The sequence below is a fragment of the Corynebacterium sp. PCR 32 genome (assembly GCF_037464985.1).
GTDB lineage: Bacteria > Actinomycetota > Actinomycetes > Mycobacteriales > Mycobacteriaceae > Corynebacterium > Corynebacterium kroppenstedtii_D.
Map to the genome: position 1 here is coordinate 849,323 of NZ_JBAHVL010000001.1, position 26,546 is coordinate 875,868.

The 26,546-nt window shown below is 52.0% G+C and carries 26 protein-coding genes; 13 read left to right on the forward strand and 13 right to left on the reverse strand.

Annotated features, from left to right (window positions below):
• Position 1 precedes the first annotated feature (1 nt).
• Positions 2-820: a polyprenol monophosphomannose synthase gene (locus V5S80_RS03630; RefSeq protein ID WP_395169339.1), complete on the forward strand. Its 819-nt coding sequence runs from the start codon at positions 2-4 to the stop codon at positions 818-820.
• Positions 821-893: 73 nt separating this feature from the next.
• On the opposite strand, the gene V5S80_RS03635 is transcribed toward V5S80_RS03630, so the two are convergent.
• Positions 894-1,283: an RNA polymerase-binding protein RbpA gene (locus V5S80_RS03635; RefSeq protein ID WP_395169340.1), complete on the reverse strand. Its 390-nt coding sequence runs from the start codon at positions 1,281-1,283 to the stop codon at positions 894-896.
• A 181-nt stretch (positions 1,284-1,464) separates the two neighbouring features.
• On the opposite strand from V5S80_RS03635, the gene V5S80_RS03640 reads away from it, so the two are divergent.
• The 3 genes from V5S80_RS03640 (at position 1,465) to V5S80_RS03650 (ending at position 2,770) form a co-directional block, all read left to right on the forward strand.
• A complete protein-coding gene (locus V5S80_RS03640; RefSeq protein WP_395169341.1) occupies positions 1,465-1,827 on the forward strand; it encodes a hypothetical protein in 363 nt (120 codons plus the stop codon).
• Between the two features lie 74 nt (positions 1,828-1,901).
• Positions 1,902-2,585: a YceI family protein gene (locus V5S80_RS03645; protein WP_395169342.1), complete on the forward strand. Its 684-nt coding sequence runs from the start codon at positions 1,902-1,904 to the stop codon at positions 2,583-2,585.
• A complete protein-coding gene (locus tag V5S80_RS03650) occupies positions 2,585-2,770 on the forward strand; it encodes a hypothetical protein (RefSeq protein WP_395169343.1) in 186 nt (61 codons plus the stop codon). Before V5S80_RS03645 ends, V5S80_RS03650 begins: the two co-directional genes overlap by 1 nt.
• Before the next feature lie 26 nt (positions 2,771-2,796).
• Here the strand turns inward: V5S80_RS03650 and V5S80_RS03655 are convergent, their stop codons facing one another.
• The gene (locus tag V5S80_RS03655) at positions 2,797-4,887 is read right to left on the reverse strand and encodes an MMPL family transporter (protein WP_395169344.1); all 2,091 of its coding nucleotides are present in this window, start codon (positions 4,885-4,887) and stop codon (positions 2,797-2,799) included.
• A gap of 366 nt (positions 4,888-5,253) precedes the next feature.
• On the opposite strand from V5S80_RS03655, the gene V5S80_RS03660 reads away from it, so the two are divergent.
• The gene (locus V5S80_RS03660) at positions 5,254-5,748 is read left to right on the forward strand and encodes a MarR family winged helix-turn-helix transcriptional regulator (RefSeq protein WP_395169345.1); all 495 of its coding nucleotides are present in this window, start codon (positions 5,254-5,256) and stop codon (positions 5,746-5,748) included.
• A 370-nt stretch (positions 5,749-6,118) separates the two neighbouring features.
• Here the strand turns inward: V5S80_RS03660 and V5S80_RS03665 are convergent, their stop codons facing one another.
• The 3 genes from V5S80_RS03665 to V5S80_RS03675 form a co-directional block, all read right to left on the reverse strand.
• On the reverse strand, positions 6,119-6,802 hold the full coding sequence (locus V5S80_RS03665; RefSeq protein ID WP_395169346.1) for a potassium channel family protein: 684 nt from the start codon (positions 6,800-6,802) through the stop codon (positions 6,119-6,121).
• A gap of 108 nt (positions 6,803-6,910) precedes the next feature.
• On the reverse strand, positions 6,911-8,296 hold the full coding sequence (locus V5S80_RS03670) for a TrkH family potassium uptake protein (RefSeq protein ID WP_395169347.1): 1,386 nt from the start codon (positions 8,294-8,296) through the stop codon (positions 6,911-6,913).
• A 120-nt stretch (positions 8,297-8,416) separates the two neighbouring features.
• A complete protein-coding gene (locus tag V5S80_RS03675) occupies positions 8,417-8,575 on the reverse strand; it encodes a hypothetical protein (protein WP_395169348.1) in 159 nt (52 codons plus the stop codon).
• Here V5S80_RS03675 and V5S80_RS03680 point away from each other — a divergent pair.
• Both V5S80_RS03680 and V5S80_RS03685 read left to right on the forward strand, forming a co-directional pair.
• Positions 8,566-9,090, forward strand: coding sequence for a phosphoribosyltransferase (locus V5S80_RS03680; protein WP_395169349.1), 525 nt, complete (start codon positions 8,566-8,568; stop codon positions 9,088-9,090). The two genes, V5S80_RS03675 and V5S80_RS03680, sit on opposite strands and share 10 nt — an antisense overlap.
• A gap of 207 nt (positions 9,091-9,297) precedes the next feature.
• On the forward strand, positions 9,298-9,996 hold the full coding sequence (locus V5S80_RS03685) for a DedA family protein (protein ID WP_395169350.1): 699 nt from the start codon (positions 9,298-9,300) through the stop codon (positions 9,994-9,996).
• On the opposite strand, the gene V5S80_RS03690 is transcribed toward V5S80_RS03685, so the two are convergent.
• The gene (locus V5S80_RS03690; RefSeq protein ID WP_395169351.1) at positions 9,965-11,308 is read right to left on the reverse strand and encodes a class I SAM-dependent methyltransferase; all 1,344 of its coding nucleotides are present in this window, start codon (positions 11,306-11,308) and stop codon (positions 9,965-9,967) included. The two genes, V5S80_RS03685 and V5S80_RS03690, sit on opposite strands and share 32 nt — an antisense overlap.
• Before the next feature lie 329 nt (positions 11,309-11,637).
• On the opposite strand from V5S80_RS03690, the gene V5S80_RS03695 reads away from it, so the two are divergent.
• The gene (locus V5S80_RS03695) at positions 11,638-13,074 is read left to right on the forward strand and encodes an NAD(P)/FAD-dependent oxidoreductase (protein WP_395169352.1); all 1,437 of its coding nucleotides are present in this window, start codon (positions 11,638-11,640) and stop codon (positions 13,072-13,074) included.
• Here V5S80_RS03695 and V5S80_RS03700 read toward each other — a convergent pair.
• Complete coding sequence (locus V5S80_RS03700; RefSeq protein WP_395169353.1) at positions 13,040-13,594, reverse strand: PaaI family thioesterase; 555 nt, start codon at positions 13,592-13,594, stop codon at positions 13,040-13,042. The genes V5S80_RS03695 and V5S80_RS03700 overlap by 35 nt on opposite strands.
• Positions 13,595-13,661: 67 nt before the next feature.
• On the opposite strand from V5S80_RS03700, the gene gndA reads away from it, so the two are divergent.
• From gndA to V5S80_RS03725, 5 genes are all read left to right on the forward strand, one after another.
• Entirely contained in the window at positions 13,662-15,125 is a 1,464-nt protein-coding gene (gene gndA, locus V5S80_RS03705; protein WP_395169354.1) for an NADP-dependent phosphogluconate dehydrogenase, read from the forward strand.
• 72 nt (positions 15,126-15,197) lie between these two features.
• Positions 15,198-16,595, forward strand: a complete 1,398-nt coding sequence (locus tag V5S80_RS03710; RefSeq protein WP_395169355.1) for a hemolysin family protein — start codon at positions 15,198-15,200, stop codon at positions 16,593-16,595.
• Positions 16,592-17,659 (forward strand): hemolysin family protein, encoded by a 1,068-nt coding sequence (locus V5S80_RS03715; RefSeq protein ID WP_395169356.1) that lies wholly within the window; start codon positions 16,592-16,594, stop codon positions 17,657-17,659. Before V5S80_RS03710 ends, V5S80_RS03715 begins: the two co-directional genes overlap by 4 nt.
• A 51-nt stretch (positions 17,660-17,710) precedes the next feature.
• A complete protein-coding gene (locus V5S80_RS03720) occupies positions 17,711-18,658 on the forward strand; it encodes a 3-methyladenine DNA glycosylase (RefSeq protein ID WP_395169357.1) in 948 nt (315 codons plus the stop codon).
• Positions 18,659-18,667: 9 nt separating this feature from the next.
• The gene (locus tag V5S80_RS03725; protein WP_395169358.1) at positions 18,668-20,335 is read left to right on the forward strand and encodes a vWA domain-containing protein; all 1,668 of its coding nucleotides are present in this window, start codon (positions 18,668-18,670) and stop codon (positions 20,333-20,335) included.
• A gap of 22 nt (positions 20,336-20,357) precedes the next feature.
• Here V5S80_RS03725 and V5S80_RS03730 read toward each other — a convergent pair whose 3' ends face one another.
• The 6 genes from V5S80_RS03730 to secA2 all read right to left on the reverse strand — a co-directional run bounded on the left by V5S80_RS03730 (position 20,358) and on the right by secA2 (position 26,543).
• Positions 20,358-20,957 (reverse strand): MerR family transcriptional regulator, encoded by a 600-nt coding sequence (locus V5S80_RS03730; protein WP_395169461.1) that lies wholly within the window; start codon positions 20,955-20,957, stop codon positions 20,358-20,360.
• Between the two features lie 242 nt (positions 20,958-21,199).
• On the reverse strand, positions 21,200-21,847 hold the full coding sequence (locus tag V5S80_RS03735; RefSeq protein ID WP_395169359.1) for a bifunctional nuclease family protein: 648 nt from the start codon (positions 21,845-21,847) through the stop codon (positions 21,200-21,202).
• 50 nt (positions 21,848-21,897) lie between these two features.
• A complete protein-coding gene (locus V5S80_RS03740) occupies positions 21,898-22,611 on the reverse strand; it encodes a MerR family transcriptional regulator (protein WP_395169360.1) in 714 nt (237 codons plus the stop codon).
• Positions 22,612-22,616: 5 nt separating this feature from the next.
• Positions 22,617-23,048: an oxoglutarate dehydrogenase inhibitor Odhl gene (odhI, locus tag V5S80_RS03745; protein ID WP_395169361.1), complete on the reverse strand. Its 432-nt coding sequence runs from the start codon at positions 23,046-23,048 to the stop codon at positions 22,617-22,619.
• A gap of 281 nt (positions 23,049-23,329) precedes the next feature.
• Positions 23,330-24,187, reverse strand: a complete 858-nt coding sequence (locus V5S80_RS03750; protein WP_395169362.1) for a CDP-alcohol phosphatidyltransferase family protein — start codon at positions 24,185-24,187, stop codon at positions 23,330-23,332.
• A gap of 106 nt (positions 24,188-24,293) precedes the next feature.
• Positions 24,294-26,543, reverse strand: coding sequence for an accessory Sec system translocase SecA2 (gene secA2, locus V5S80_RS03755; protein ID WP_395169363.1), 2,250 nt, complete (start codon positions 26,541-26,543; stop codon positions 24,294-24,296).
• Positions 26,544-26,546 lie beyond the last annotated feature (3 nt).

Below are 26,546 nucleotides of genomic sequence, written 5' to 3' on the forward strand. Positions count from 1 at the left end.
GTTGACTCATCCGAGCGACAACACGTTGGTCATCATCCCGACGTATAATGAAAAGGACAATTTGCCGCTTATTGTGGGCCGGTTACGTAAAGCAGAGCCTGATCGCGTCAATATTTTGGTGGTTGATGATAATAGTCCCGACGGCACTGGTGACCTCGCCGATCAGATGGCGGCTGATGATTCCCACATCTACGTTCTCCACCGCAAGGGCAAGGAAGGATTGTGCGCAGCATATGTGGCTGGTTTCCGATGGGGACTAAGCCACGGTTATGACGTCATCTGTGAGATGGATGCCGATGGCTCTCATGCCCCTGAGCAACTTCATCTTCTCCTTGATTCTGTCAATGATGGTGCTGATCTGACGATTGGCTCGCGCTATGTTGCAGGTGGAAAGACGGTAAATTGGCCAGCGTCACGTCAGTTCTTATCTCGTGGGGGAAACGCGTACATCAATATCGTGTTAGGTGCTGGTATCCGCGATATTACGGCTGGATATAGGGCGTATCGGCGCGCTGTACTCGATGCTATCGATCTCGATGAGCTCTCCAACGCTGGCTATATTTTCCAGACTGACCTGGCTTGGCGGGTTCTTGAGAAGGGGTTTGATGTTCGTGAGGTGCCGATCACGTTTACCGAACGTGAATTGGGGGAGTCGAAACTCTCAGGTAATTTCGTAAAAGATTCTCTACTTGAGGTGACAAAGTGGGGATTGGATTACCGATCTCAGCAGGCTAAAGACCTCTTCACTTCGTCAAAGCGTTTGATTGGACACGAGGTGAAAGAGTTCATTGAAAAACAAAAGAGGCGATTCCGTTCGTAAAACGACCACCTCGGGGTAAGGAATAACCCGGCTCCCTACCAGCGACATGGTGTTATAGGGAGCCGGGTTAGTGTTAGTTTCCTTGTGCTTTTTCTTCGGCTTCTTTTTGTTCTTTCATCATCTTGGCAGCTGCGCGGCGACGCTGTTTAAGCATATCCAGCCGCTCGTCCAGAAGTTTTTCCAGTTCATCGATGCTGCGCCGTTCACGGAGCATGTCCCAGTGGGTACGTGGCGGTTTGACTGGTTTCGCCTCGGTACCTTCACCCTCGACGAGTTCGCCAATTTTTCCATTTTGACATGGCCATTCACCGGGAATCTCGGCATCATCAGCGAAAGGAACTTCCCACACTTTTCCGTCATCAGTGCGGTATTTAACAAGTTGTCGAGGGGCTAGATCATGGTCGCGATCCGTCTCGTAGGAAACGGCGCCCATTCGACTGCCACGGAGAACACGGTCTGCCATGCGGGGAATCAGTCCTTACGTCATCATATATACGTACAGGGAGAAAACTTTATGTCGAGTGCGTCTAGCGCACTAGAGTCTAAAGCGATCAGCCTTTTTATTATAACCGTCTCATTCTACACAACGGCGGAACACCTAGTTCTGTTCCACATTTGCTATGCACTGTCGACATACAGGGACCATGATGAAAGAACAACAGGTAATGCAGGAGGTTCGCTGTCAGTGGTGTGGACATCCACTTGATTATGCTGGACGGGGGAGAAAGCCCAAGTACTGTTCACAATCCTGCCGGCAACGAGCGTATGAGCAGCGCCATGGACACGGTGGCATCGGTATTTCTGAGTCCGATCTCGTTCTGCGAGGTGAGAAAGCGCAATACCTCTTCGATTCACTCTTTGAGTTACGATGCGCGGCAGAGGACATCAATACAGCAGTTCATGAGGGGGCGGGAAACGCAGACCTGTTGGTGATGACTGAAGAATTGGCGGCCTTGGCGCGCGAGATTGAATCTATCCGGTTAAGCGTCGAAAAATCTAGCGAATGAGGACAAGCCAGGTTATGTCACTATGTGTTCGGGTCAATCTATGAAACACGCGGCCAGCTAGTACGATAGCCTCTATGAAAAAGCCGTGGATCACATTGGTTGTCATTGCGATTGTCACCATTGTTTTAGCATCTGTTGGGCCTGTCTTGTATAAAGCGGCTACTGACCGAGGGACTAAGACGGAATCTCTTAGCGATGGCAACGCCAAGGCGGCGAGCACTGAGATCGATGGCACGTGGAAGGTTGTTACCGGATCCGGAAAGAACGCGACGTCCGCTGGGTATACGTTCCACGAGATTTTGCCGGGCAAGTCGAAGGAAACAAGTGGATCGACAAGGAGGGTGACCGGCTCTTTTACAGTCTCAGACCAGACGTTGACAGCTGGGGCGGCAACCACCGACGTGAAATCTATCTCCAGCGATGTGGAGAAGCGTGATATCAACGTGCGTCGAACAATTCTGGAAACAGACAAATACCCACGCGCTGTTTTTACACTCAGGGGGCCTGTCGATGTGTCTACGCTACCGAGCGACGGTCACGCTGGCGACGTTACGGCGCCGGGAACTTTGGAGATCCATGGGGTTAAGAAAGATATCACTGTGACGTTGAAAGCTCTCCGTACTGGAAAGAAGCTTATTGTTTCTAGCACCATCCCGATTAGCCGTCATGATTATCACATCGAGTCTCCGCAGTTCGTTGCTGCCAAGATCGATGAGCAGGGCGAAATTAATCTGCTTCTAACGATGGAGAAGCAATAGTGAGCAACAACACACTGATCTGGACCCGGTTTTTCCGACTGGCGATTTTGGCGGTTCTTATCGTTATTGGAGTCATCCAAAAACTTTGGATCATCCTTGTTGTCTTCGTGGTTCTTTTTGTGCTCACTATTGTTCAGTTGCGTCAGGTATATCGGTCAAAGAGCCAAGCCGAACGTGATGTATAAGGACAATGCCAAGTGATGTACCACGATCACCTCGCCATTCCCCACACTCGATGTCCAATGAGTGCGAGGATCGCTGGCAGTAGGAATGGGCGGACAATAAGCGCGTCGAGAGCGACCGCGATAGCCAGTCCAATGCCCAGCTCCTGAACAATACTGATCTTTGCAATCGTAAAAGACAGAAACACACCAATCATGATGACAGCTGCGGACATCACAAGCCCTGATGTTTTTCTCATTCCTACGGAAATTGCAGCTCGATGGCTTCGTCCTGCATGCCATTCTTCCTTCATCCGTGATGCCATAAGCACCATGTAATCCATGCTGAGCCCAAACACGATTGCGAAGACGACAAGGGGAGTGACGCTATTGATCGCATCGCCAGTAATCGACGTCCATCCCATCGATAACATCCCTATAGCAGAAGCAACGACGAGCGCATTGAGTAGAACAGCTAATATCGGAAGCATCCACGAGTGGAAAGTCCATCCGAGCAGAGCGAGGCTCATGATGACCACGATCCCAATGACCCACGGGATGGATGTTGTCACCAAGTCATCAAATTCACTTCCGCTCACGGTAGCTCCGGTAACGTAGACATTCGTCCCTGAGGTCTCCGTCCACTGGCGCACGACGTTCTTTACATCGGTAACCATGTGATGAGCATCATCACTGTCAGGAGCTCCGGCGGCGATGAGAACTATTCGCGTATACGTGTGCCCATTGAATTTTCCACTCATTCCCATCCTGGACCGGCTGGCTTCAACGGATTTTTTAGTCACCATTGTCTGTACAGTCGACACTTCCGCCAAACGGCGAGTCAGTTCGGATGGATCAGGATCATCCTCAACAATGACGCTCGTGGGAAACAACTCCCGGGAATCAAGTTCATTGCTAACGGCCTCGATACCAGCGCGAGAATCTGCAGTCACGGGAAGAATAGATGCCGCCGCTACCGGCACCTGCAATCGTAGAGAGGCAAGAGGTATTGCCGCGATAGCCAGTGGGATGGCGAGAGCGAGGACAACTGCTATCGGCCGGCGATGTACTTCTGGTTCGCTGTGAGAATCATCGACAGTATCGTTGTCATCTGTAGGTTGATCGATCGTTGCAAAGTCCGGCAGTTTACCGAAAAAGACTTTATCCCCGAGTACGGCGACTAGAGCTGGGACAAGGGTTGATACTGCTGCAATCGCAATAAGAGTGACAACAATACCTGCACCGGCAATCGAGCCAAATACCATGTTTCGAGCCCAAAACAATGCACTTAGTCCAGCGACGACGCACAGTCCTCCATACCGGATTGCGTGACCGGTGGTGGACACCGCGAAGCGAAAAGATTCTGCTGGTTTCTGACCGCGAGTGAGCCCTTCTTTGTATCGAGAAAGAATGAAGAGACAATAGTCAACCGATACCGCGAGGCCGATCAACGAGCCGGCTGTGGTGTAGAAGTTCGAGGTATCGACGTTGCGTGCAATAATTGTTCCAATACCCTGTGTGCCAGCTAGGCAGACTGTGGCTGTTGCCAAGGTAATGAGGACTGGCCCAATAGCCCGGTACACCAATAACAGAATAATAATCAGAAGCGGAAAAGCGATAAGCTCGCCGTGCAAGGCATCCTTCTGGGACTGTATGTTGAGGTCATAGTCGAGAGCTGCGGCACCCGTGACGTGGCTATCAACGCCTGTCCCGGTGAGTGCATTTTTCACGGTTTGACGAAGGTGAGGAACGCTGTTCTGAGTAGTGGTGTTGTCCGCTCCGAGATTAACCTGCAGCACGTGCGTCCGACCAGAATTCGAGGAGAGAGACGGAGCTGTGCGCCCATCGATAACCTCGGAGACGTGGTCTATCGCCGACACAGCGCTCGATACTTTTTCGACAATCATCGGTTTGATCGGGTTGTCGCTGGTGAGAGACACGGTGAGCTGATTCTCTGGATCTCCCAATGCATGGTGAGCGAGTTTCTGCGTTGTCGCCGAACTTCCGTGAGAATCAATAAATCCACCCGCTTTGACTGCGCCTGTTAGCTGAGTGGCCAACACCCCGGTGATGATGAAGAACAGCGTCCACATCGCCACAATCTTGCGAGGGTGCTGTTGTACGATCGTCAGCAGCCTCATATTTTTCTCCTCAGTTCATTTGTGTAGGCCACCAGAATGGAACCCAGTTATCACATTCACCAACATACATGATCCAACATGCATGACACAACATCTTTTTAAACATGACGGAGATGATGATTTAACAATTTGCATATTGTCAGGTCGCAAACATAGAAGGCGCACAACTCATCCGGCCGATCCTAATTAACGCGCCGGACCCCCCGCTGAGAACCAGGTTTTCATGCTTTGACACACATTTTGTGACATTCAACAAGAAAGGGGAGGACCGCACTCCCACATCAAAAAGACATATCCTTGTCACATAAAGACGTTACCAATCGTGCCTCAAGCCTGTCGCCAACATCACTACAAGCAAAGGAATCTATGAACAATAACGTCACCACATCGGCACAAGAACTCCGATACACCATCCTTGCACTTCAACGGCAAGGTAACCGGCATCTCGCAGGTATCCTTCGCACTATAGAGCTAACACCGCCACAGGCGGAGGCGATGGAGATCCTAGATAGCTATGGCCCAATGACCACACAGGATGTTGGCCGACACATGCTATGCGAATCGGGAAGCCCAAGCCGGATCCTTGCCGCATTAGCAAGGAAAGGGTTGACGATTCGTTCCCGTCCCGAGGAGGATAAGCGAGCAACCCTCCACAGTCTAACCCAAGCGGGACAAGCAAAAATGCAGGACATTCATGCAGTAGAAGCAGAATTTACCAACCGTTTCCTTGATTCCTTAATGACACATTTTGACAGCATTGACGAGGTTGAGCCGACTATCCGAATACTTACCAAGTTAGTAAGCGATCCAGCCCTTCGCGAGGCCTTACGCCTGCGATTTCCACATCTCAAGAACGTATAGCCAGACCTTGTTTTCGCCGCCCAGCTATATCTAGCCACGTTCCAGAAAAAGGGGGAAGAAAACCTTAGAGACACGCAGAGATGCTGTGTAGAAATACAGCTCTATTACGTCACTGTGACAGAATAGGGCTGAAGGCTCTGTATGTGTCTAGGTAACACCCATAATTAATTAGCCGATAATCTACATTATGTCACTTTACCAGTGTCTGTCCACCTCCGGGATCGTCATCACTAGCCGCTCGCGCTCAACCTCTCCCAAGGCCCTACTCTCCTGACCTTCCTGCCAGTTACAAGCGCCAAGCTATGCTGCAATATAAACGCTAGAATGATTTCCCGGGGCTAGCGTCAGTCAGAACTGATGATACCCAACCCTATTTCCGGGCGAATGTTTCGATCCGATCAGGGCTACCAGCGACGATCAATTGATCAGTGGCGTCAAGCTCACGGCCATCAGTCGCAGGAACCCATTGCCCGCCGTCACTCCGCACAGCAACAACGTGCACTTTGAAGTTTTCCCACATCCGACGGTTATCTAATGGATGACCAAGCAAAACTTTGTTTGGCTTGGTCATAATCATGCTGTAACCCTTGTCAAACTGGACAAACTCCTGAACATGACCTCCCAACATGTGTGCAACGCGTCGTCCAGTATCTGCCTCCGGGCGAACGACGTGATGGACTCCCAGTTGGGTCAATATTCGCCCATGAGCCTTCGAGTCCGCTTTTGCCCACACATCTTTCACCCCAAGCTCCATTAGGTTCGAAGCAGTCAAGATTGATGCCTCAAGGTTGGATCCGATAGCCACAACCGCACGACCCACTTGGTCTATCCCCAGTTGCCGTAACGCTTCAATGTCCGTGGAATCGGCAACTGCAGTATTGGTAACAATGTCAGCCACGTCCTGAACAGTCCGCTGACGACGGTCTATCCCCATAACCTCGACGCCGTGCTCTGTGAGTTCGCGTGCCATTGCGGAACCAAACCGCCCCAGGCCAACAATCGCTACTGGAGCGAGATTCATCTTTGCGCGCGGAGTTGATGAAAAGATGTGCATTATCTAAATTTTTTTCCTTACTTTTTGTTTCGCTAAATTATGGTGACTGAATGCGACAGTCATACCTCATCACTACCCCACAGCACTTTGCCCCTCTGACAAGATAATTTAACCAATAAACGGCCGTTCCTCAGGATAAGAAAATCGTCGCGCGTTATCTTGGCCAGCCAAAGCTGTCACCAACGTGATCGGACCAATACGACCCAAATACATGATGAAACACAGAATAATCTGCGACGGAACAGCTAGAGACTGAGTAATCCCCGTCGACAAACCAACTGTGCCAAACGCTGAGGTGACTTCGAACAAGATCTGCGAGCCAGTGACATTGTTCTCAATCAGCATCAACGACATGACACCAATAACAACAAGCATGATACCCAATGCAAAAACCGTCATGGCTTGCCGCACCACCGAGTATGAAATCTTACGGTGCCCAATGACAGTATCACTCTCGCCACGAAACTCCGCGATCATTGCCGCCACGAGGACGAGTAACGTAGGGATTTTGATACCTCCAGCAGTTCCAGCGGAGCCACCCCCAACAAACATCATGATATCGGTAATAAAAAGCGTCGACGGGTGAAAGGTTCCATAATCCAACGAGTTAAAACCCGCAGTACGGGGAGTCACAGACTGGAAAAAAGCGGATAATATCTTGTCGCCTGCCGACATGCCTGCCATTGCCTTATCCCACTCAAGAACGCTCACCGCGATCCAACCACCAATGAGCAACACGGCAGTACCAATGAGGGTCAGCTGAGACGTGACACTGAGGTGGCCAAGTTGCCTATCCCGATCTGCCCAACCCCACCCACGGGATACGCGAATACGGGTCCGCGTGGCAAGCTCTCGAAGGACAGGAAAACCAAGGCCGCCAATAATGATCGATCCTGCCAGCGGGAGCAGAATCCATGCATCCGTTGCATAGGAAACGAGGTTATCTTTCCGAAGCCCAAACCCAGCATTATTGAACGACGAAATCGCATGAAAAAGCCCTTCCCCGAGCGCATGCCCAGTAGTCATTCCGTACCGGTGTGCAAACCTGGATGCCAGCATCAGTGTGACAATTCCTTCTACCAATGTGGTGAAGGCAAGGGTTGCAAATAGAGTTGACCGCACATCTCCGATAGACAACGTGCGGCCTTCGGCAGCCGCATTCATTCGCGACCTCAGCCCCAGACGACCTGTAAGCACCATCCCAGCGAGGGAAGTCAGACTCATGATACCCAGTCCACTGAGCTGGATAAGCGTGGCGATAATGACTTTACCGACAATACTCCAGTGGGCCCCAGTATCAACCACATTCAACCCTGTTAATGATACGGCTGAGGTGGACGTGAATAGCGCGGCTACTGGGTTAGTGACCGTATGTTGTGCACTAGAAAACGGCATCATCAGTGCTACACCACCGGTGATGATGAGACCAAAAAACCCAACAGACACTAGTTGGGTGGGATTAAGGGGGCGCCTACCCATCCTTCTCTTTACCACGACAAGGAATAATAGGCCGGTGCCCTACTCAGTGCGAACTGAATCTCCGTAACCACCCTAAGAAATTCCATTCTACGAGAGTCTCTTTTCTCTGTTTGGAATCATATCCATAGGTGAAACCTAGCCATACAGCTTGTCGTTCTCATTCACACCTTGGTCTGTTTTACAATCAACGACAGGCCTTTGGCCAATGCCAACATCATTCACAGCACCGGTGCTGGCGCTCATCATTTTCCGTGACCTCAGGACAAGGACATATGTCGTCGTCAATGAACTCATCAGAACACAACACGCGCTCCGTCATCGACGGTGCTACCGAAGGTATCCGCGAAGAACTCTCCTATGAAGGTTTTGGTCGCGCCATGCGCGAACTCGCACAAGCTATTATCGACGACTACCAGCCTGACCTCATCTTATCGATTGCCCGGGGTGGTTTACTCATTGGTGGCGCTCTGGGGTACGCCATGGGAATTAAGAATGTCTCTGTCATCAATGTTGAGTTCTACACTGGTATCAACGAACGCCTTGATACCCCCATCATGCTCCCCCCAACACCGGATGCCGTTGATCTCACGGGGATGAAAGTCCTGATCGCCGATGACGTGGCAGATACTGGCAAGACATTGGAGCTCGTCCAGGAATTCTGCAAAGAAACCGTCCAGGAGTCTCGTACGGCCGTCATCTACGAAAAACCGCAATCTGTCATTAAGGCTAACTACGTGTGGAAATACACCGATAAATGGATTAATTTTCCCTGGTCCACACTTCCCCCCGTCGAACCCCACGACAAATAAGCAATACGATGAAGGGGGCGAGGTTACCATCGGCACAATTATCCCTGCTCACAGCAGATAATATGGCCGGCAGACACCAAGGCCCAGCAGTTCCAATACATAACGAAAGCAACATAGAGTAGCCTAGAGCCCTTGAGGGCTAAAGTAACACGGGCGCTCCCTCTATAGACACGGACACGCTGAAATGATTGGGATGGGGTATCAAGCATGTTTGACGTCAATATGCTGATTGGAACTTTCGGCTTTATTGGCGTCCTCGTCATTATCTTTATGGAGACCGGAATGCTGATCGGCTTCATTTTTCCTGGCGATACACTCCTGTTTACCGCCGGTATTTTAGCAGCTCAGCCTCATCCTTTCGCGCCTCTTTGGCAGCTCTTACTTGGCGTTCCCATCGCAGCGATTGTAGGCGACCAGGTCGGATTCTATTTCGGACGGAAAGTTGGCCCTCGGATTCTTGAATCTAAGGTGATGAGATGGATGGGCCCACACGCCCTTGACCGCACAAATCATTTTTTTGACCGATTTGGTGCTCCGACTGTCATGTTCGCTCGCTTTATTGGAGTGGTCCGTACCCTCACTCCTGTCGTTGCCGGTATTTCTGGCATGAGACACCGAACGTTCACCCTCTGGTCTATTATCGGTAGTACTGTATGGGGCGCCGGAGTTATTGCGATTGGATATTGGCTAGGTGGAATACCCCTTATCGAGAAATATGTTCACTGGTTTATTATCCTCGGAATACTATCTGTGGTGATACCGATCGCGTTCAAAGCCACTCACCTCGCGTGGCAAAAACGCCATGACAGCCGGAGCAGCAATACCCACCGTGATGCCGCCCCCGAGGATCCCGACGTCCGACCGTCACACTCACCTACCCGTTCCGGCTCGGCTTCAGAAGAATAAACTGAACCACATCGAGTTCGCCGCGCATAAATAAAGCTTCCTGTAGCCCCAAAACGTACGTCCATAAACGTCGGTATACCCGGTCGAATCCCGCGGCAGCTGCCGCGTCCCGATTAATTGCGAATTCTCGCCGCCACAATGGCAGTGTAACCCGTAGGTGATCACCACAATGAGCCTCAGCTCTCTCCACCAATTCAGTGTGCCTCATTAATGCATCACGAATGCTATCCACAGTCGAGTACTCCAATCCCGGCCATACATAGCCACGTACCAGACCTAATGCTTGAAGAGAATTCTCAGATAGCCCAGTATCAATAACACTTTGAATACATGCCCGTCCCCCAGGAGCAAGCATTCTATCGATCGCTCGTAAAAATAATCCGAGTCCATCTGTACCCATGGTTTCCATGCGTTCAACAGACATAATGGCGTCATAGAGGCCGGACCATTGTCGTGGACTCGGAATCGGGCCTCGGATGGTTTCGATGTGAACAGCGCCAGCAAGCTTTTCTTGCTTGATAATTCGCTGTATCCCAGCCGCGTAACTGGGGTCTGATGTGAGAACATCCACCGTGGCCCCCCGCCGCGCAGCAATAACAGCTAGCGTTGCGCTCGTCGCCGGAAACTCAAGTACGCGCGAACCTGGCCCAACACGACATTCATCTAACATGTGGTTAACTCGTCGGTATTGTGCCGATTCAATATCATCGTATGTCACTGATTGTGGTGTTTCATACGTCGTAACATCGACGATCGTGTTTTTATTCTTCCAGTTCAGCGTCTTCGTGACTGAGGTTCGTGAACTGGTAGCGAATAAGGGGCTTCCCCACGTTTGGGACGAGCCAGTGCACAGGTCGACAAGGTCGAGGGGAAGCTCCCCTGCGCGGGGGACTCCAGCAACCGCCCGACGAGACCATCGAGACAGAGCTCTCCCCCATCCTGATTCAGTGTCATGGTCAAGGAGTGTTGCCAAGACATCCGCGAGGGGCATCGCATCCCATTCTCCTGCGATATACCCCTCACCGAGACCAAGCAATCCAGACTCAACCATGCGGTTTAAGACATTGGGGTCATAGACTGACATCCGCATTGGCTCTGACGAAAATACAGCTTCTGCATCGTAATCAAGTATCGGTTCGGGCTCGATATCACCTATCCCCATGGAGGTGCCTGGGACAGCAATGTTTACCGACTCGAGGAATTCTTCAAGTCGATTATGAACGGCGCCAACTCGGATTCCCATCATTGGAGCGGACGGCTCACGGACGAGATTTGGCCAGATTGCGGGGTCGATATGGCCTTGGTTTTTCACGTCAGCAGGATCTCCTTCCCGACTCCTTGGCGCAGACCGTAACCCCTAGTTGGTGCCGGTATGTGAGCCTCATAACCACGATGCTTATCGCCATTAAAACTACCGCAGATGTTGATCTAGCTGGTCACCCCACGCCACATAAACCACAAAAGTAGACGGAAGTTGCACATCAACCATTAATTAGTTTGACGACCATCCTGGCCAACTACCACACACAGGACGGCCACTATAGTGTGAGTGGTTATATACATGTGATCCGACATACACTGATACGCCGTCATAGATTTCGTGGTCACACAGGCCATGACATAACCACTAAAGGAGACCCGATGACCTCCGACACAACGAAACTCAACCCTCTTACCACTCGCAATTCTCGACACCACGTCGTTATCATCGGCGCTGGATTCGGAGGTATTTTCGCCGCAAAGAGACTTGCCAACGAGAACGTCGACGTCACCATTATCGATCGAAGCAACACCCATGTCTTTCAGCCCCTGCTATACCAGGTAGCAACCGGTATCCTTTCACCAGGCGAAATCGCCTCGTCCATCCGGCAGATTTTCCACGCTGACTCAAATATCCATGTCGCCCGCGGCGAGGTACAAACCGTCGACACCGCAAATAAGACCGTTACTGCATCGCAAGATGGCCACGAGTTGGTCTTTAATTATGACTCTCTGATCGTGGCAGCCGGCGCAGCACAGTCCTACTTCGGAAATGACCAGTTCGCCAAGTACGCGCCGGGAATGAAAAGCATCGACGATGCCCTAGAAATTCGCTCGCGAATCATTAGCGCATTCGAACGCGCTGAGATGACCACTGATCAGCGTGAACGTGATCGTCTCCTCACCTTCGCCATCGTCGGCGCTGGCCCGACGGGCGTCGAGCTCGCTGGGCAAGTTGCAGAAATGGCCAACCGCACGCTAACTGGGGAATACTCCAACTTTGATCCCGCCGATGCTCGCATCGTACTTATTGACGGAGCACCGCAGGTTCTGCCACCATTCGGAAAGAAACTAGGAAGAAAAGCAGCAAACCAGCTGCGACACATGGGTGTTGAAATTATCCTCGGCTCCGTAGTGACTGACGTGAACAAACGCGGCCTCACCTACAAAAATCTCGAATCTGGCGAGGAAACGACGATCGAAGCATCGTGCAAGATTTGGTCTGCCGGTGTTGCTGCCTCTCCCCTCGGAAAAATCATCGCACAGCAGAGTGGAATTGAAGTCGACAGGGCAGGACGAGTCCCAGTCAATTCTGATCTAACTGTCGGCGACAATCGAGATGTATTCGTCGTCGGCGATATGATGTCCTTTAATAGCCTTCCGGGTGTCGCACAAGTGGCAATTCAGGGCGGCAAATACGTTGCTGAGCAAATCGCTCAAGAAGCCCGCGGCCGATCTCCCGAGGAACGCCCCTCCTTCGAATACTTCGATAAAGGTTCGATGGCAACAGTGTCTCGATTCCAAGCCGTCGTCAAGTTAAATAAAGTCAAGTTCGCGGGTTTCTTTGGGTGGGCCACCTGGCTCATTGTTCACCTCGCGTTCATCGTAGGCTTCCGAAATCGCCTGGTGTCCATGGTCAGTTGGGGCCTCAACTCCATTTCCCGCAAACGCTGGCACTTGGACACCACACAGCAACAGCTCTATGCGCGCAACGGCCTTGACAAGTTGGCCATCGAATTGCCGGATGCAGCGGAAGTCAGAGAAACCCGGAAACTGGGAAATTCTAACCCTGCCGAGAAGTGGAAGACGGGTAAATAACTGACGTTCGAAGATTCGTCCGCGCAACGAGCTTCTCAGTTTCTTCGTTTGCAATCAGGACTTCCCATACCTGAAAAGTCCGGCCGAGGTTGACAGGCCGGGCAATAGCACGCAAAACATCACCTGGCCGTGACGGGCGGAAGAAATCCGTGTTGTTATTCACACCCATCACGGTTGCTTCCCCTCCAGCAGCAATAAACCCAGCAATCGACGCAATCGACTCACCGATGGCACAGTAGACGCCTCCGTTGGTGACGCCCCACGGCTGTAGATGACGGTCATCAATGACGATCCGCCCCTCAACTCTTTTAGGACCAACCGAGGTAAAAACCATACCGAGCGTTCGATCTAAGCCTCGCGGAATCACAGCACCCTCAGCACTGTGAGAAAATCTACCGTCCGCACCCCTAGCCCCGATACCGTCACTATCACCATAGGCAAGCCCACTGTTGAGCTCAGCTAACTCGTCATCGGTCAGCTGACGCCGAGTGGAAATCTCGAATTTCTCAACAAAACTCATAAGGACTCATCCTACTGTTACGTGTACCCGCAGACGTCGAAAAGAGGACACGCTACACTCAGTGAACATGAGTGACACCCCCTCAGCAAAAGAAAACCTAGCCAATATCGGAGTCGTCGGCCTTGCAGTGATGGGCTCGAATATCGCCCGCAATTTCGCATCGCACGGACACACCGTGGCCGTCTACAACCGTTCCCATGAAAAGACCGACGCGTTCATGTCAACTTTCGGAACAGCCGGATCATTCATTCCATCGTCGACCATCGACGAATTCGTCGCATCCCTTGAACGCCCCCGGCGCGCCCTCATTATGGTGCAGGCTGGCGCGGCTACGGATGCCGTCATCTCACAACTAGCCGATGCCATGGAGGAAGGTGACATCATTATCGATGGTGGCAATTCGCTCTATGCAGACACGATCCGGCGTGAACGGGAGATTGCTGCGCGTGGATTGCATTTCGTCGGGGCGGGTATTTCTGGCGGTGAAGAAGGTGCTCTGAATGGTCCATCGATTATGCCTGGTGGCCCCGAGGAATCGTATAAGTCTCTGGGGCCTCTGCTCGAGTCCATCGCCGCGCAGGTCGACGGAGTTCCTTGTTGTGCACACATCGGCCCCGATGGTGCGGGGCACTTTGTAAAGATGGTTCACAACGGTATTGAGTACGCAGATATGCAGGTTATCGGGGAGGCTTACCACCTTCTCCGCTACGGAGCGGGGATGGAACCGGCCGACATCGCCGATGTCTTCCGACGCTGGAATAGAGGCGATCTCGACTCATACTTGGTAGAGATTACCGCTGAGGTTCTCGCCCAAGTCGATGCTGAGACCGGCCAGCCCCTCATCGATGTCATCGTCGATAGTGCGGGGCAAAAAGGGACTGGTCGCTGGACAGTTAAGGCGGCGCTTGACCTCGGCATCCCCGTCACTGGAATTGGGGAAGCTGTCTTTGCTCGTGCCTTGTCGGGTGCGTTCTCTCAGCGCGCTGCAGCACAGGGGCATCTTCCGAGCGGTTCATGTCGGAAGCCGGTATCCGCTGCGGATCGGGACAGTTTCATCGATGATGTTCGCCGTGCCCTTTATGCGTCGAAGATGGTTGCTTATGCTCAAGGCTTTGACGAAATTAAAGCCGGTTCGTCCGATCACGATTGGGATGTTGATCCTCGTGTGTTAGCCACAATCTGGCGTGGCGGGTGTATTATTCGCGCGAAATTCCTCAATCGGATTCGTGACGCTTATGAAGCGAACCCGGACCTGGAGCTTCTCTTGCTGGATTCTTACTTCACTAATGAAATGGCTAATCTGGTGGATTCCTGGCGTCGCGTCGTCGTCGCTGCGACCGAGATGGGTCTACCCATCCCCGTTTTCGCCTCCTCATTGTCGTACTACGATTCTCTCCGTGCACAGAGGTTGCCGGCAACCCTGATTCAAGGGCAACGCGACTTTTTCGGTGCGCACACCTACCGACGGGTTGATAAGGAAGGATCCTTCCATACCTTGTGGTCTGGTGATCGGTCAGAAGTTGAGGTATAGCTGCTAAGGCTTCTTCTGTACCTCTGCTACGGCTATTTCTGTCAGTCGCTTGACGTACACTTGCTAGCAACTATGGACATTGTATTAAGCATTCTGGGCATCATAGGTTTCATAGGCCTGACCGCGGGCACAGGGTTGTTCGTGGCGGTGGAATTCGCATTGACTGGCTTAGAAAGCTCCACTATTCAGGAAGACACGTCTCCCATGGGGATGATGGTGGGAAAGGTGCACAAGCATCTTTCCTTCCACCTTTCTGGTGCTCAGCTTGGTATTACGCTGACGACGCTAGCTACTGGATATCTTGCCGAGCCGGTTCTCTCACGGTTCCTCACTCCGCTCATTGATGTGGCTGGGGTTTTGCCGTCAACGGCACAGTCCATCGCACTGATTCTCGCCATGGTGGTTGCCGCACTCTTGTCCATGGTGTACGGCGAGCTTGTCCCGAAGAATGTGGCCATTACCAACCCGATGAGGGCTGCGAAATTTACTATTCGTCCCGTCATTTATTTCAACCGGATTTTCTCTCCGTTTATCAGGGGCCTGAATTGGTCGGCCAACCGGCTAGTCACGAAGTTGGGTATCGACCCCGCAGATGAACTGGCATCGGCGCGATCCCCTCAGGAGCTTGGTGCCCTGGTGAGGAATTCCGCCCTCCATGGGGGGATGTCCAAGAATCAAGCTATCCTCATTGATCGATCACTTAAGTTTGGCGACGTCTCCGCTGACGAGATTATGACCCCACGCGCAAAGGTCGAGACACTTGATAAAGATGCGTCGATGACCGACTTACTTATGCTCGCCATGGACACTGGTCATTCTCGCTTTCCTATCACTGACGGTGATCTTGATAACACTCTCGGCGTGATTCACGTTAAAACCGCCTTCACTGTCCCAACAGCACGACGCGATTCAACGTTCGTCATCGACCTCGCCGAACCAGCTCCTGTCGTACCTGCCAGCCTTGATTGTGATAGCGTGCTCAAAATCGTCCGCCAATCAGGGTGCGAAATGGCGATGGTCGCCGATGAATACGGGGGTACTAGTGGGATCGTCACCATTGAGGATATGGTCGAAGAGATCCTCGGAGCTGTATTTGACGAGCACGACGACACTGAAAATGAGACCGAAATACGACAATCTGGCACATCGTGGGATTGTTCAGGGCTTGTGCGGATCGATGAGTTGGAAGCCCGCTTGGGCTATAAGGCACCTGACGGGCCATATGAGACGCTGGGTGGTGTGGTGATGACCAACCTTAAACGCATCCCGGTTGAAGGCGACATTGTGGTGTTGCCAGATCTGGATACGAATGTCGTCGAAAATAATCCCTTGTCGTGGTCAGCGCGTGTGATCTCCATGGATGGCCGGCGGGTCGATCGGGTTCTGTTAACACCCATCGGCCCGGAGACAGCGAGCACTATGGCAACGACGGAGAATAATCGGTGGTCCCCACGGGGTGATGAACAATGATCAGTGCCGTGGGGGAAATCCTGTTCACTCTTCTCCTTATCGCTCTGAATGCTTCATTTGTAGCAGCAGAGTTCGCATTGATTTCGTCTCGTAAAGACCGCTTGGAATCAATCTTGGAATCTGGCGATACACGGGCACAGGTAGTCATTAACGCTGCTGAGAACTTGTCAATGAACCTGGCTGGCGCCCAATTCGGCGTTACGTTAGCGAGCCTGCTGCTCGGTAAGGTCGGTGAACCAACGGTCTCTCGTGTGATCGAGACCCCAGTTAACCTGGTCGGTGTGCCCGAGGAATTGATACATCCACTCGGATTCGCGCTTGCCCTTCTGATGGTGTCGATCCTGCATATTATCTTAGGAGAGATGGTCCCGAAGAACATCGCACTCGCAGGCCCAGAGAACGTTGCTATGTGGCTCATTCCCTTCCATGTGATGTTCGTGAAAGTCACCCGACCAATCATCCTTTTCTTCAACTGGGTAGCACGCATCACGCTCGCAGCATTCAATATCGAACAGAAAGATGAGCTTGATTCCACAGTTAGTTCCTCTGAGTTAGCACGCATGATCACTGACTCACGACAAGAAGGCCTAATCGATGCTGAAGAGCACTCCCGTCTCAACAAAGCTCTGATGTCCCCTCGTCGTCATATTGACGAAGTCCTCATACCCGCCGACGCAGTTCGGACAGTGCCCCTACGAGGCACAGGGCCGTTAATGGGCGATGTCGAAGATGCCGTTGCTGACACGGGCTTCTCACGGTTTCCCGTCACGGGCAGAGACGGAACCTATTTGGGTTACATCCACGTCAAAGATATCTTAGATCGTGAAATCTCCCCTACCGCTGATCCAACAACTGTATTGGCTCGCAACGAAATCCGACCGTTGATGACCTTCGCACCGTCAACCCCCATAGACCAAGCTCTACGGCATATGCGTGGACGCTCCCGACATATCGCACAAGTCGTCGATGGCGGGCATCAATACGGAATTGTCACTCTTGAAGACCTCATCGAGGAATATGTCGGCACCGTGCGGGACAGTACACACGATGATTACGACGCATGACAGCCAAGAAAAATGTCAATGAAAACCAATTTGTCATCCAGCAGGAGTAATGTGACATCCGACATACCGACGGGGGCGTCGGCTAGCGGCCCCACCATTCTGTTACCAGATCAGTGGAAGAAGCGATGGGATGCTCATCGAGCAACTGTACACGTGCTCACGAAAACTCACCGCGAGCGTTCGTCGCGACATGAGAGACACCCAGTTTGGGACTTTATTTTCCACTACTACCCCGTCACGCCGGGAAAACTTAGCCGTTGGTCACCTGGGCAGGGTGTTTATCTCCTTGATGCCCCGTCGATTAAGTACTTTGCTCCCGTCGGTGTAGAGGATATTCCCTCAGCTGCGTTCGACAACAGTAATCTCACAGCTGGTGAGCTTCACGGTCATACGATCACTACCCTCGATACTGCACAATTATGGGGTCGACGGGGAAAAACACTATCCTACGTCGAAAATATTCTCGCTAGGACACTGGCTAAGCCACCACACTTTGATTGTTTTGGGCTTCATGAATGGGCGATGGTATACAAGGGGAAGCCTCGACATCCCGAACCCTTACGACTAGGTGTAGCAGGAACAAATGATGTGGTCGAGACGCATTCGATTAGGTGTACTCACTATGATGCCTATCGCTTTTTCACACCCAGTGCGGGGCCGCGCAATCAGTTTCATCCCCGCCGCGAGACGCAACCTCTATGTGAACAAGGTGGATGTTTACATGCAAACATGGATCTCTATAAGTGGGCTACGAAGCTAGAGACTCTCGTACCAGGTGAATTATGGCTTGATACTTTCCGCCTAGCATGCGATATTCGGAAACTCGATATGCGGGCGTCACCATATGATCTCACGGCGTGGGGTTTTACACCTGTCCCCATCGAAACCCCGCAAGGGAAAGCCCACTATGTTTCTGCTCAACGTGAGTTTCATCAACGAGCCCACTATGTGAGAAATAAACTCCTCAGTATCATTCGCACCTCGCATGTAACGTTGTAACATTATTTCATGGCGAACCATCGATCGGGAACACAACCCATTCGCTTCGCGCGGTGGGTATGGGTGTCCATTGTCATTGTCATCATACTCAGCCTCCTGGCAGGATTATCGGTGGTCATCGCCAGCCAGAAAAACACCTCGAGCACTGCACGCTGCGATCGGACAACAACACTCAATATCCTTGTCGACCCTGCTGCTCATAAAACAGCTGAAGAGTTAACGTCTCACTATTCACAATCACACCCGTCCACCCATGATTCCTGTATTAATCCTAAAATTACGTACGCTAACACTGCGCAAGCGGTCGCACTCTTCCATAAGCCGCAGGGAGATCTCCCTGCGGCGTGGATCCCTGCAGGCACACCTCCAGGATCGTCACCAGAGAAACCGGGTGGCATTGTGGTGGAGGACAGTGATGCTGAGATCGATGCTTCCGTTCTCCTTGATCGCCAACAACTAGGATTTCTTGCGCCCAAAAAAGGGCCTGGCATGAAAGTTCCTACACCACCGAGCTATCCGCATGATTCCACATGGGCAGCATATGCAGCGAGCGCACAATACGCTAAGGACCATCCATCCAATATGGAGCAGCACAAGCGTGCCTCGTCAGCTCACGACGTTGCGGCAATGCTTTCCCCAACGACACTAAGCGATGCCGTGGCGTCGATGTCGAACGAAATAGGAGGTTCATCGGTTGCAGCCCCACAACCGCTGGGCAGCTCTAATACCACCTTCTCCCCCTTAGATAACATTACCGTTGATTTTCCACTGCTGACCATGACATCTAGCCCTCGTATCACCGAATACCAAGCACGAGCAGCGGCAGACTTTGCTGAGTTCGCTCGCTCTCATTCGATGGCGCGATCCGCCAGCGAGGTGCCGACCCATGAGATGCCCGGGAACACGAAGGAACTTGCCGATGCTGCGTCGAATGAGGTCGCTAGCAAGCTCCCCCTACCCACCATCGCTAACTCCACCACTCAGCTCAGCAGGCAGTCTCCCGGAGTCGCTACGACGACGAGTAGAATCGCTTCCGAAACCCATTCGCAAAGCACGAGTTCTCAGGACCCGATATCGACAGGCTCAACGACGGCGCCACTGGCAACCATGTCCCCACCCCCTGCCTCTGCGTCGACATTGTTACTGGTCGACACCTCAGAATCGATGCGTAAGAAATTCGACGTGATTCAGCGTGAAAGTATCCATAGTCTCAGCGAAGCGGGAAGACGGGGACGAGTCACATCATTATGGAGCTTTTCGTCACCTCGCGACCGGCTGCAACCATATCGGGACTACGTCGACCTCAGTATCGGAGATCATGGAACACGGAGTGCGTCGATGGCTCAACAGCTCACGATCGGAGGTGATCCGTACCTTTATGAATCCGTTGTAGCAGCAATACTGAACGCCTCTATGAGCGGCCCCGCCCCCACACGCGTGGTCATTGTCACCGATTCCACCGATAGTGGGCACTCCCTCGACCTAGCAAACGCTCGCCTACAAGCAGAGATAATTACGAGAAAGTCTCCGGTGCAAGTTGATGTTCTTGCTGTAGGAGAAAACGTGGATCCATGGTTACGTGAAATCAGTCAACTCACCCACGGGAGCTACCACATGATTCCCGATGTCGCTGATAGCGCATTTCCCCACGCTCTCATGGCCTCTGTGGCAGGATAAACGATCAGCCGTGTTTTGAAAGCTAACTGGTTTTACGGCGTCGCCGCTCTGCTAGCTCATCAAGTCCGACAACTCTTCCGCAATGTTTTTCTTCTCCATGGTCCGAGCCTGGGCTTGCGACATGAATTACCTTTTCTGCTGGGAAGTCTGAAATTGTTCCAGCAAGTTCCTTGACAATGCTGGGGACTCCAATCCCAAATACCCCCTGGCCTCCAGTGAGCAAATCAAAGACTTCTTCATTGGAGCGGCATTCGTACACAGTCGTTCCATCAGAAACAAGCGTAATGGTGGAAAGATCATCCACCCCGAGATTACTCAGTTTCTCCACAGCACGACGTATGTTTTGCAGCGAAATACCCGTATCCAGCAAACCTTTGACAATCTTGAGCACAAGGATGTCGCGGAAAGAGTACAACCTTTGCGTTCCAGATCCGTGGGCAGATCTGATGGATGGCTGAACAAGCTTTGTCCGCGCCCAGTAATCAAGCTGGCGATAGGTAATTCCCGCTACTTGGCAAGCTATGGGAACACGGTAGCCGACTTTGTTTTCAGAGTCGATCACGTCAAAGAGTGCGCCTTGGACGGGTACCTGTTCATGGTTCACTGCCGGCTCACTTTCTATGGTTGTGTGTTGAGCATGAGGCGGGAATCTCACACTCATGTAGTTCGATGACGTCTAGACTAGGTCGATATTGGTAGGAGTCAACACGACACGCAACACGTTGACGCATTTTTCACTTACGACAATCGAGCCACATTCCTAACTTAGACCACGATGGTTAACAATAGTCACTTAGCCACTCTCGGAGCCTCGGTCGACGCCAGACAACTCAGGAATTCTAGCACTAAAGAATATCGAAACACCTATTCAGATTCAGAAGCTCCCTGGGAATCGTCCCCACCCCCTTCAGTGAGATCATCCTCACTGATCCCAAGATGGCCCATAAGCTCTTCAAAGTCAGAGTCACCTACTGCAAGGTCACCCAGCTCTTCTGGGTGATTCGCCCCTCCACTGTTCACCTGAGCATCGTCTTTCATCATCTCATTGAGCAATGACAAACTTGATTCTATCCGTCCCGATAACGTCCGATTCGACGTTTCAAGAGTTGAGATCACTTCGTTTGTGAGGGGCACGGACCAAGCTTTGACGATTGACTCCTCTGCATAAATAGTGATGTCCTCCACGAGAGCAAGGTCGACCGCATCGGAGCTTCGAATGTCAAAACTATTCCCTGACTCACAGTGGATTGTCGCATAGAACGTCCCATGGTTAATGGCGTCGATGGAAATATTCACTATCGCATCATCGTTTGCCTCCAGCACATCAGCGATCACACCGGTCGAAGTCGGACGCCGGGGTTCGGCCCCGATGTCCTTGCTCGATAGCATCGCCGCTGAAGCTACCCCAACAAAAACCGTCATCACACGTCGCCGCTGAGGCCACAGAAAAATCATCGCCGGATCTTGGGCAGGACCGAGGAGAAACAAACCTAAGTACTCAATTTCAACCATGGTTATACGCAGCCTCCATGTATGCACCGACTCGTCAACAACGCTGGTAGCTAATCATATTCACCTCGTAACGACGCTTTAATGAACGCCGCCTGCAAACTTACAATCAACGCGGAAAGCTCGCGAGCGGTTTCTTCAGACCGCACTTTGGCATCGCTACTATGCGCATGTTCAAGGGGGCTACTCGCCTGAGTGATCAACCCAGCATATCTCTGAGCTGTTGCTCGCAATGTCTTGAGATGACGCTCATCAAGGCCAAATGACACTAGCTGATGCGCTGTCCGGGCAATGGCAACATCATCTTGACAGTAGAGCCCTGATCGATCAGCGTTAACAATGCCCGCCTTTGCTAACTGCGTAAGAAACGTGTCATCGATTTCAGCAGCTGCACAGACGTCCGAATGCGATAGACAGGTACTTTCCTGTTTGAATTCCTCAGCCGAAATCAACCCCGTGACGGGGGTGACGTTACCCTCGTCCATAGCATCAAGCCGCTGCTTAATCACTTTTAACGGTAAATAGTTATCGCGCTGCGTAGTCAGGATATACCGCAAACGCTGAACGTCAGCTGGCGAGTAGCGGCGATAGCCCTTATCTGTACGCGCCGGCGAGATAAGGCCTTCAGACTCCCAAAAACGAAGCTTAGAGACCGTCACATCGGGGAACTCGCGGCGAAGCTGTTTGAGGACGGCTCCAATCGACAGCGTGGACGGCCGGCTGCGATGCACGTCCGGCAGCGGACTGGTTTTCGGTAGCGCTGACACTGTTGTTAAGAATCTTTCTGGCCGTTAAGGAAGACGAGACGAAACTTTCCAATTTGAATTTCGTCACCGTTGGAAAGCTCTGACGAGTTCTTGGGCTCGCGGTTCACGTATGTGCCGTTCAAGGATCCAACATCGACAACCTCAAACTGGTTACCATTCTTGCGGAACTCAGCATGACGTCGCGACACCGTCACATCGTCAAGGAAAATATCACTATCAGGATGACGACCTGCAGTTGTCGTCGGCTGATCAAGAAGGAAGCGCGATCCCGCATTGGGTCCACGCTTCACGACAAGCAACGCAGAGCCCTCTGGCAAACCATCAACACCGGGAGCTGAAGAATCTGACGCGCCAGATTCCATCTCCTTTAAAAGGTCAGCTCGAAATACCGAGGTAGTTTCCACCGAGGACTCTGAAAAATCGCTATTGTCACTCATCGATTCCGTCTCCTTACACTCGACCAACGGTCCAAGCCAGCCATCAATCTCCACGACTGACGATCCCACTTGGAGATCATAGCTAAACGCTCATATCGACTGACTGCCACATGCCTAGAGCTGACAACCGCTTCCCCTGGGGACAAACATTTAGTACCCATGGTAGTCACCTATGCCCCTCCCGTATGGCAAAGGACATCTATATTCACTCCTCTAGCCTAATCGATAGGGTGAAGCCATGTGCGTAACGCGGGTAAGGATTACCCCCAAGCTCTGGATTGTCATGGGCGAATAGCCTCTCGCTTTCGGCCCCGAATAACGGGAAATCGTCGCGCAACGAGTACTCCTCGGTATAGATAGAGCGCCCCGGTCCAGAGATACAACACTGTTCCCCATAGGAAAAGCGCTCGAGACCAGGGGGCAAAGAAATGGGAAAAAGACCACGCAGCAACAGAAGCTAAATAAAGCGGAAAAGCCCACATCAAGGCAAAGGTCGCAGCTTTACCGAGATACATAACTTTTGGCCTGATTCCTCGGTTCCGATAGATAAGCATGGTCGGAAAAAGGACAAGGTCACGCGCAAACAGGACAGCTACCCACCACCAGCTGAGCAGTCCCACAATCGCAAAACAAATAGGAGTGACGATAACGAATAGACGATCAGCAACCGGATCAAGATATTGTCCAATCCGTGTTGTCAGTCCCCAGATCCTCGCGATTTTTCCGTCAAGCCAATCAGTACATGAGGAGATCGCCACGACTGCAAGCGCCCACCCATATTCACCTGGCCCGATAAGTAGCCAAGCGTAAATCGGGACCAAAAGAATTCGTACAAGACTAATGATATTGGGAACGGTCAGAATACGTGAATACCCAGCTGGATGAACAGTCACTTGTTCACGCATCCCCGGCGGCTCCATCCCGGGCGGCACTGCGCGAGCTGTATGTCCATCGGGCGTTGGGAGCATCTTGTCCATACGCGCTTCCACACGAAGGCGCGTTTCATGAGAGACTTTGCCGACTGGGGTACTCCGTGTGCTGGCTAACAGCACTCCGCGGCGCGGCCTGCGCTTACTCCCGACTATTTTTTCACAACAACGAGAGGTGCGAGTGTCATCACGATGGTCATCATGGGTCACCAGTTCTCTCCTCTCGCCGGTTCATAGCAGCACGGTGGGGCGCTCGTTGAGCACCCCTTCCCTGCTGTGCGCCTCGGGCTATAACATCTCGTTGTTTGAAGTAAGCCTATCGGAACATATTAATAACTGATCCAACCACGGACCCATGGTTTCCGGACAAAGGATTGTCATTAACCATGTAGGTCCAGGTGGAACTTGGTCGACGTAATCCACGCTCACCGAGGTCCACACCACTATTATCGATTTTGGCTTGCCTCCATGTTTCAGAGGCATCATCGACAGCAGCCGAAGCAAGCCTTTTAAACGCAGCAATCGACATACGATGAAATTCATCCACAGGATTTTCCCGAGCAAGAGCACGAAGGTGAATAGATTCCCGGATGTCATCGAGATATTCTAGATGTCGTGCCCAGTGCTCATCGAGATGAAAAAGTTCAACATCCCGCGCTGCTTGTACTTGGGTATCATATGGCACCGTGAGCTCACGGTACGTTCGTCGTTGGAGTTCATTCAGAGCTTGATCAGTGTCCAGAATATTCCTACGTCGTTCGTCAATGATGACACGCTGATCATTGATAAGCTTGTTGTACTTCCACGTATTAGCGTGGATCTGAAGCATCTGTCCTTCAGTGACCCGCTGACAATGGTCAATGAAAGAATATGCCTTCTTTTGGGTGATCTGACCATTATTATCTGGTGCAGCGGTAATGGATTCACCCGCTCCCCCGATAGCAACAACGTCATCCTCGAGAGAAACAAAGAACACGCTGGAACCCGGATCTCCTTGACGTCCAGCCCGCCCTCGAAGTTGATCATCAAGACGAACGCTGCGGTGGCGGCCATATCCGACGACGGCAAGCCCACCAGCACGTACGACATCGTCACGGTGCTTTTCGTCGCTGCCACCGAGTTTAATGTCGGTGCCACGACCAGCCATTTGAGTGGAAACAGTAACGCGCCCAGGAAGGCCGGCATCAGCAATGATGCGAGCTTCCTTTTGGTCATTTTTCGCATTGAGGACGACACAGTCAACGCCAATGGCGTGGAGCGCATGTTCGATCCCCTCAGATTCGGCTACGTTGTGTGTTCCGACCAGGACTGGGCGCCCTACCTGTTGGAGGTGCTGGATGTGTTCAACCAGAGCTCGGCGGCGACCATCGTCGGTCGTAAAAATCCGATCTGGTTCATCATCACGAATACAAGGCACATTGGGTTCAATAATGGCCACGTCAAGGCCGTAGAACGGGCGGAGCTGTTCTGCCGCCGCAGTTGCAGTACCTGTCATCCCGCACAGGGTGGTATAGCGGCCGAGAAGCGCCTGGATAGTGATTGTGTCAAGCACACGACCACCATCAGTGACATCGAGTCCTTCTTTGGCTTCAACAGCAGATTGGAGCCCATCGGGCCATCGTTGGAGATCCGCAATGCGACCTTTGGAATTGTCAACAAGGGCGACTTTGCCATCGCGAACAATGTAGTGGACATCTCTGATAAGAAGTTCTTTGGCGTGGAGCGCAACGTTGACCTGAACAAGAGTGGTTCCTATGTTTTCTGGGTCATAGAGCGAGGCAATACCAAGGCGTCGTTCTACGATATGGGCCCCTTTGTCTGTAAGGAAGACGTTACGTTGATCGTCATCGATGGCGTAGTCTTCATCTTTGGTGAGTTGACGGACAATTTCGCTAATACGCCCTGTGGGAGCGTGGCCGGGCGCGTTGCCGGCTAGTACGAGTGGAACGAGGGCTTCATCGACCATGACAGAGTCAGCTTCGTCAACGATGGCAACGTCGGGTGAGGTCTGGACTTGATCTTGGCGGCGTGTGATGAGGTGATCACGAAGAAGGTCGAACCCTATTTCATTGATCGATCCGAAAACCACATCATTGGTGTAGGTTTTGCGGCGTTCGTCAGAGGTCATATGTTCGTGTATGGCACCGACAGTGACATCAAAAAAGGCGAATAATGGTCTCATCCAGTGAGCGTCTCGTCCTGCAAGATAGGAATTGACCGTGATGCAGTGAGTTTTCTGTCCGCGGCGGGCGTAAATGATCGCAGCAAGAGCGCCAACAAGAGTTTTTCCCTCACCTGTGGCCATCTGTATGACCTTCCCGTTGAGGAGTTCATAAGCGCCACGAAGTTGACAATCAAATGGGGTAAGTCCGATGGTTCGGGCAGAGGCTTCACGAAGGATAGCGAAGAGGGTGCCATTGTCGTTGCCTCGTAGCGCAGTATCAAAGGAATCCCGGAGTTCGGTGGCATCGAGCGTTGCTGTCCAGTCCCGGAGTTCGGTGGCATGGGAGATGTCAGCTGTGCTTTTCCTGCGTGACCCGGTGAGTTTCCGAAACCATATGGGCATGGG

What these genes read in the sequence shown, in the direction of transcription:
- V5S80_RS03635 (WP_395169340.1), bottom strand. Translation starts at nt 1,283, where the DNA reads ATGGCAGACCGTGTTCTCCGTGGCAGTCGAATGGGCGCCGTTTCCTAC.
- V5S80_RS03695 (WP_395169352.1), top strand. Translation starts at nt 11,638, where the DNA reads ATGACCTCCGACACAACGAAACTCAACCCTCTTACCACTCGCAATTCT.
- V5S80_RS03700 (WP_395169353.1), bottom strand. Translation starts at nt 13,594, where the DNA reads ATGAGTTTTGTTGAGAAATTCGAGATTTCCACTCGGCGTCAGCTGACC.
- V5S80_RS03725 (WP_395169358.1), top strand. Translation starts at nt 18,668, where the DNA reads ATGGCGAACCATCGATCGGGAACACAACCCATTCGCTTCGCGCGGTGG.
- V5S80_RS03715 (WP_395169356.1), top strand. Translation starts at nt 16,592, where the DNA reads ATGATCAGTGCCGTGGGGGAAATCCTGTTCACTCTTCTCCTTATCGCT.
- V5S80_RS03685 (WP_395169350.1), top strand. Translation starts at nt 9,298, where the DNA reads ATGTTTGACGTCAATATGCTGATTGGAACTTTCGGCTTTATTGGCGTC.
- V5S80_RS03675 (WP_395169348.1), bottom strand. Translation starts at nt 8,575, where the DNA reads ATGAGTTCATTGACGACGACATATGTCCTTGTCCTGAGGTCACGGAAA.
- V5S80_RS03655 (WP_395169344.1), bottom strand. Translation starts at nt 4,887, where the DNA reads ATGAGGCTGCTGACGATCGTACAACAGCACCCTCGCAAGATTGTGGCG.
- V5S80_RS03660 (WP_395169345.1), top strand. Translation starts at nt 5,254, where the DNA reads ATGAACAATAACGTCACCACATCGGCACAAGAACTCCGATACACCATC.
- odhI (WP_395169361.1), bottom strand. Translation starts at nt 23,048, where the DNA reads ATGAGTGACAATAGCGATTTTTCAGAGTCCTCGGTGGAAACTACCTCG.
- V5S80_RS03645 (WP_395169342.1), top strand. Translation starts at nt 1,902, where the DNA reads ATGAAAAAGCCGTGGATCACATTGGTTGTCATTGCGATTGTCACCATT.
- secA2 (WP_395169363.1), bottom strand. Translation starts at nt 26,543, where the DNA reads ATGCCCATATGGTTTCGGAAACTCACCGGGTCACGCAGGAAAAGCACA.
- V5S80_RS03680 (WP_395169349.1), top strand. Translation starts at nt 8,566, where the DNA reads ATGAACTCATCAGAACACAACACGCGCTCCGTCATCGACGGTGCTACC.
- V5S80_RS03665 (WP_395169346.1), bottom strand. Translation starts at nt 6,802, where the DNA reads ATGCACATCTTTTCATCAACTCCGCGCGCAAAGATGAATCTCGCTCCA.
- V5S80_RS03735 (WP_395169359.1), bottom strand. Translation starts at nt 21,847, where the DNA reads ATGGTTGAAATTGAGTACTTAGGTTTGTTTCTCCTCGGTCCTGCCCAA.
- V5S80_RS03640 (WP_395169341.1), top strand. Translation starts at nt 1,465, where the DNA reads ATGATGAAAGAACAACAGGTAATGCAGGAGGTTCGCTGTCAGTGGTGT.
- gndA (WP_395169354.1), top strand. Translation starts at nt 13,662, where the DNA reads ATGAGTGACACCCCCTCAGCAAAAGAAAACCTAGCCAATATCGGAGTC.
- V5S80_RS03710 (WP_395169355.1), top strand. Translation starts at nt 15,198, where the DNA reads ATGGACATTGTATTAAGCATTCTGGGCATCATAGGTTTCATAGGCCTG.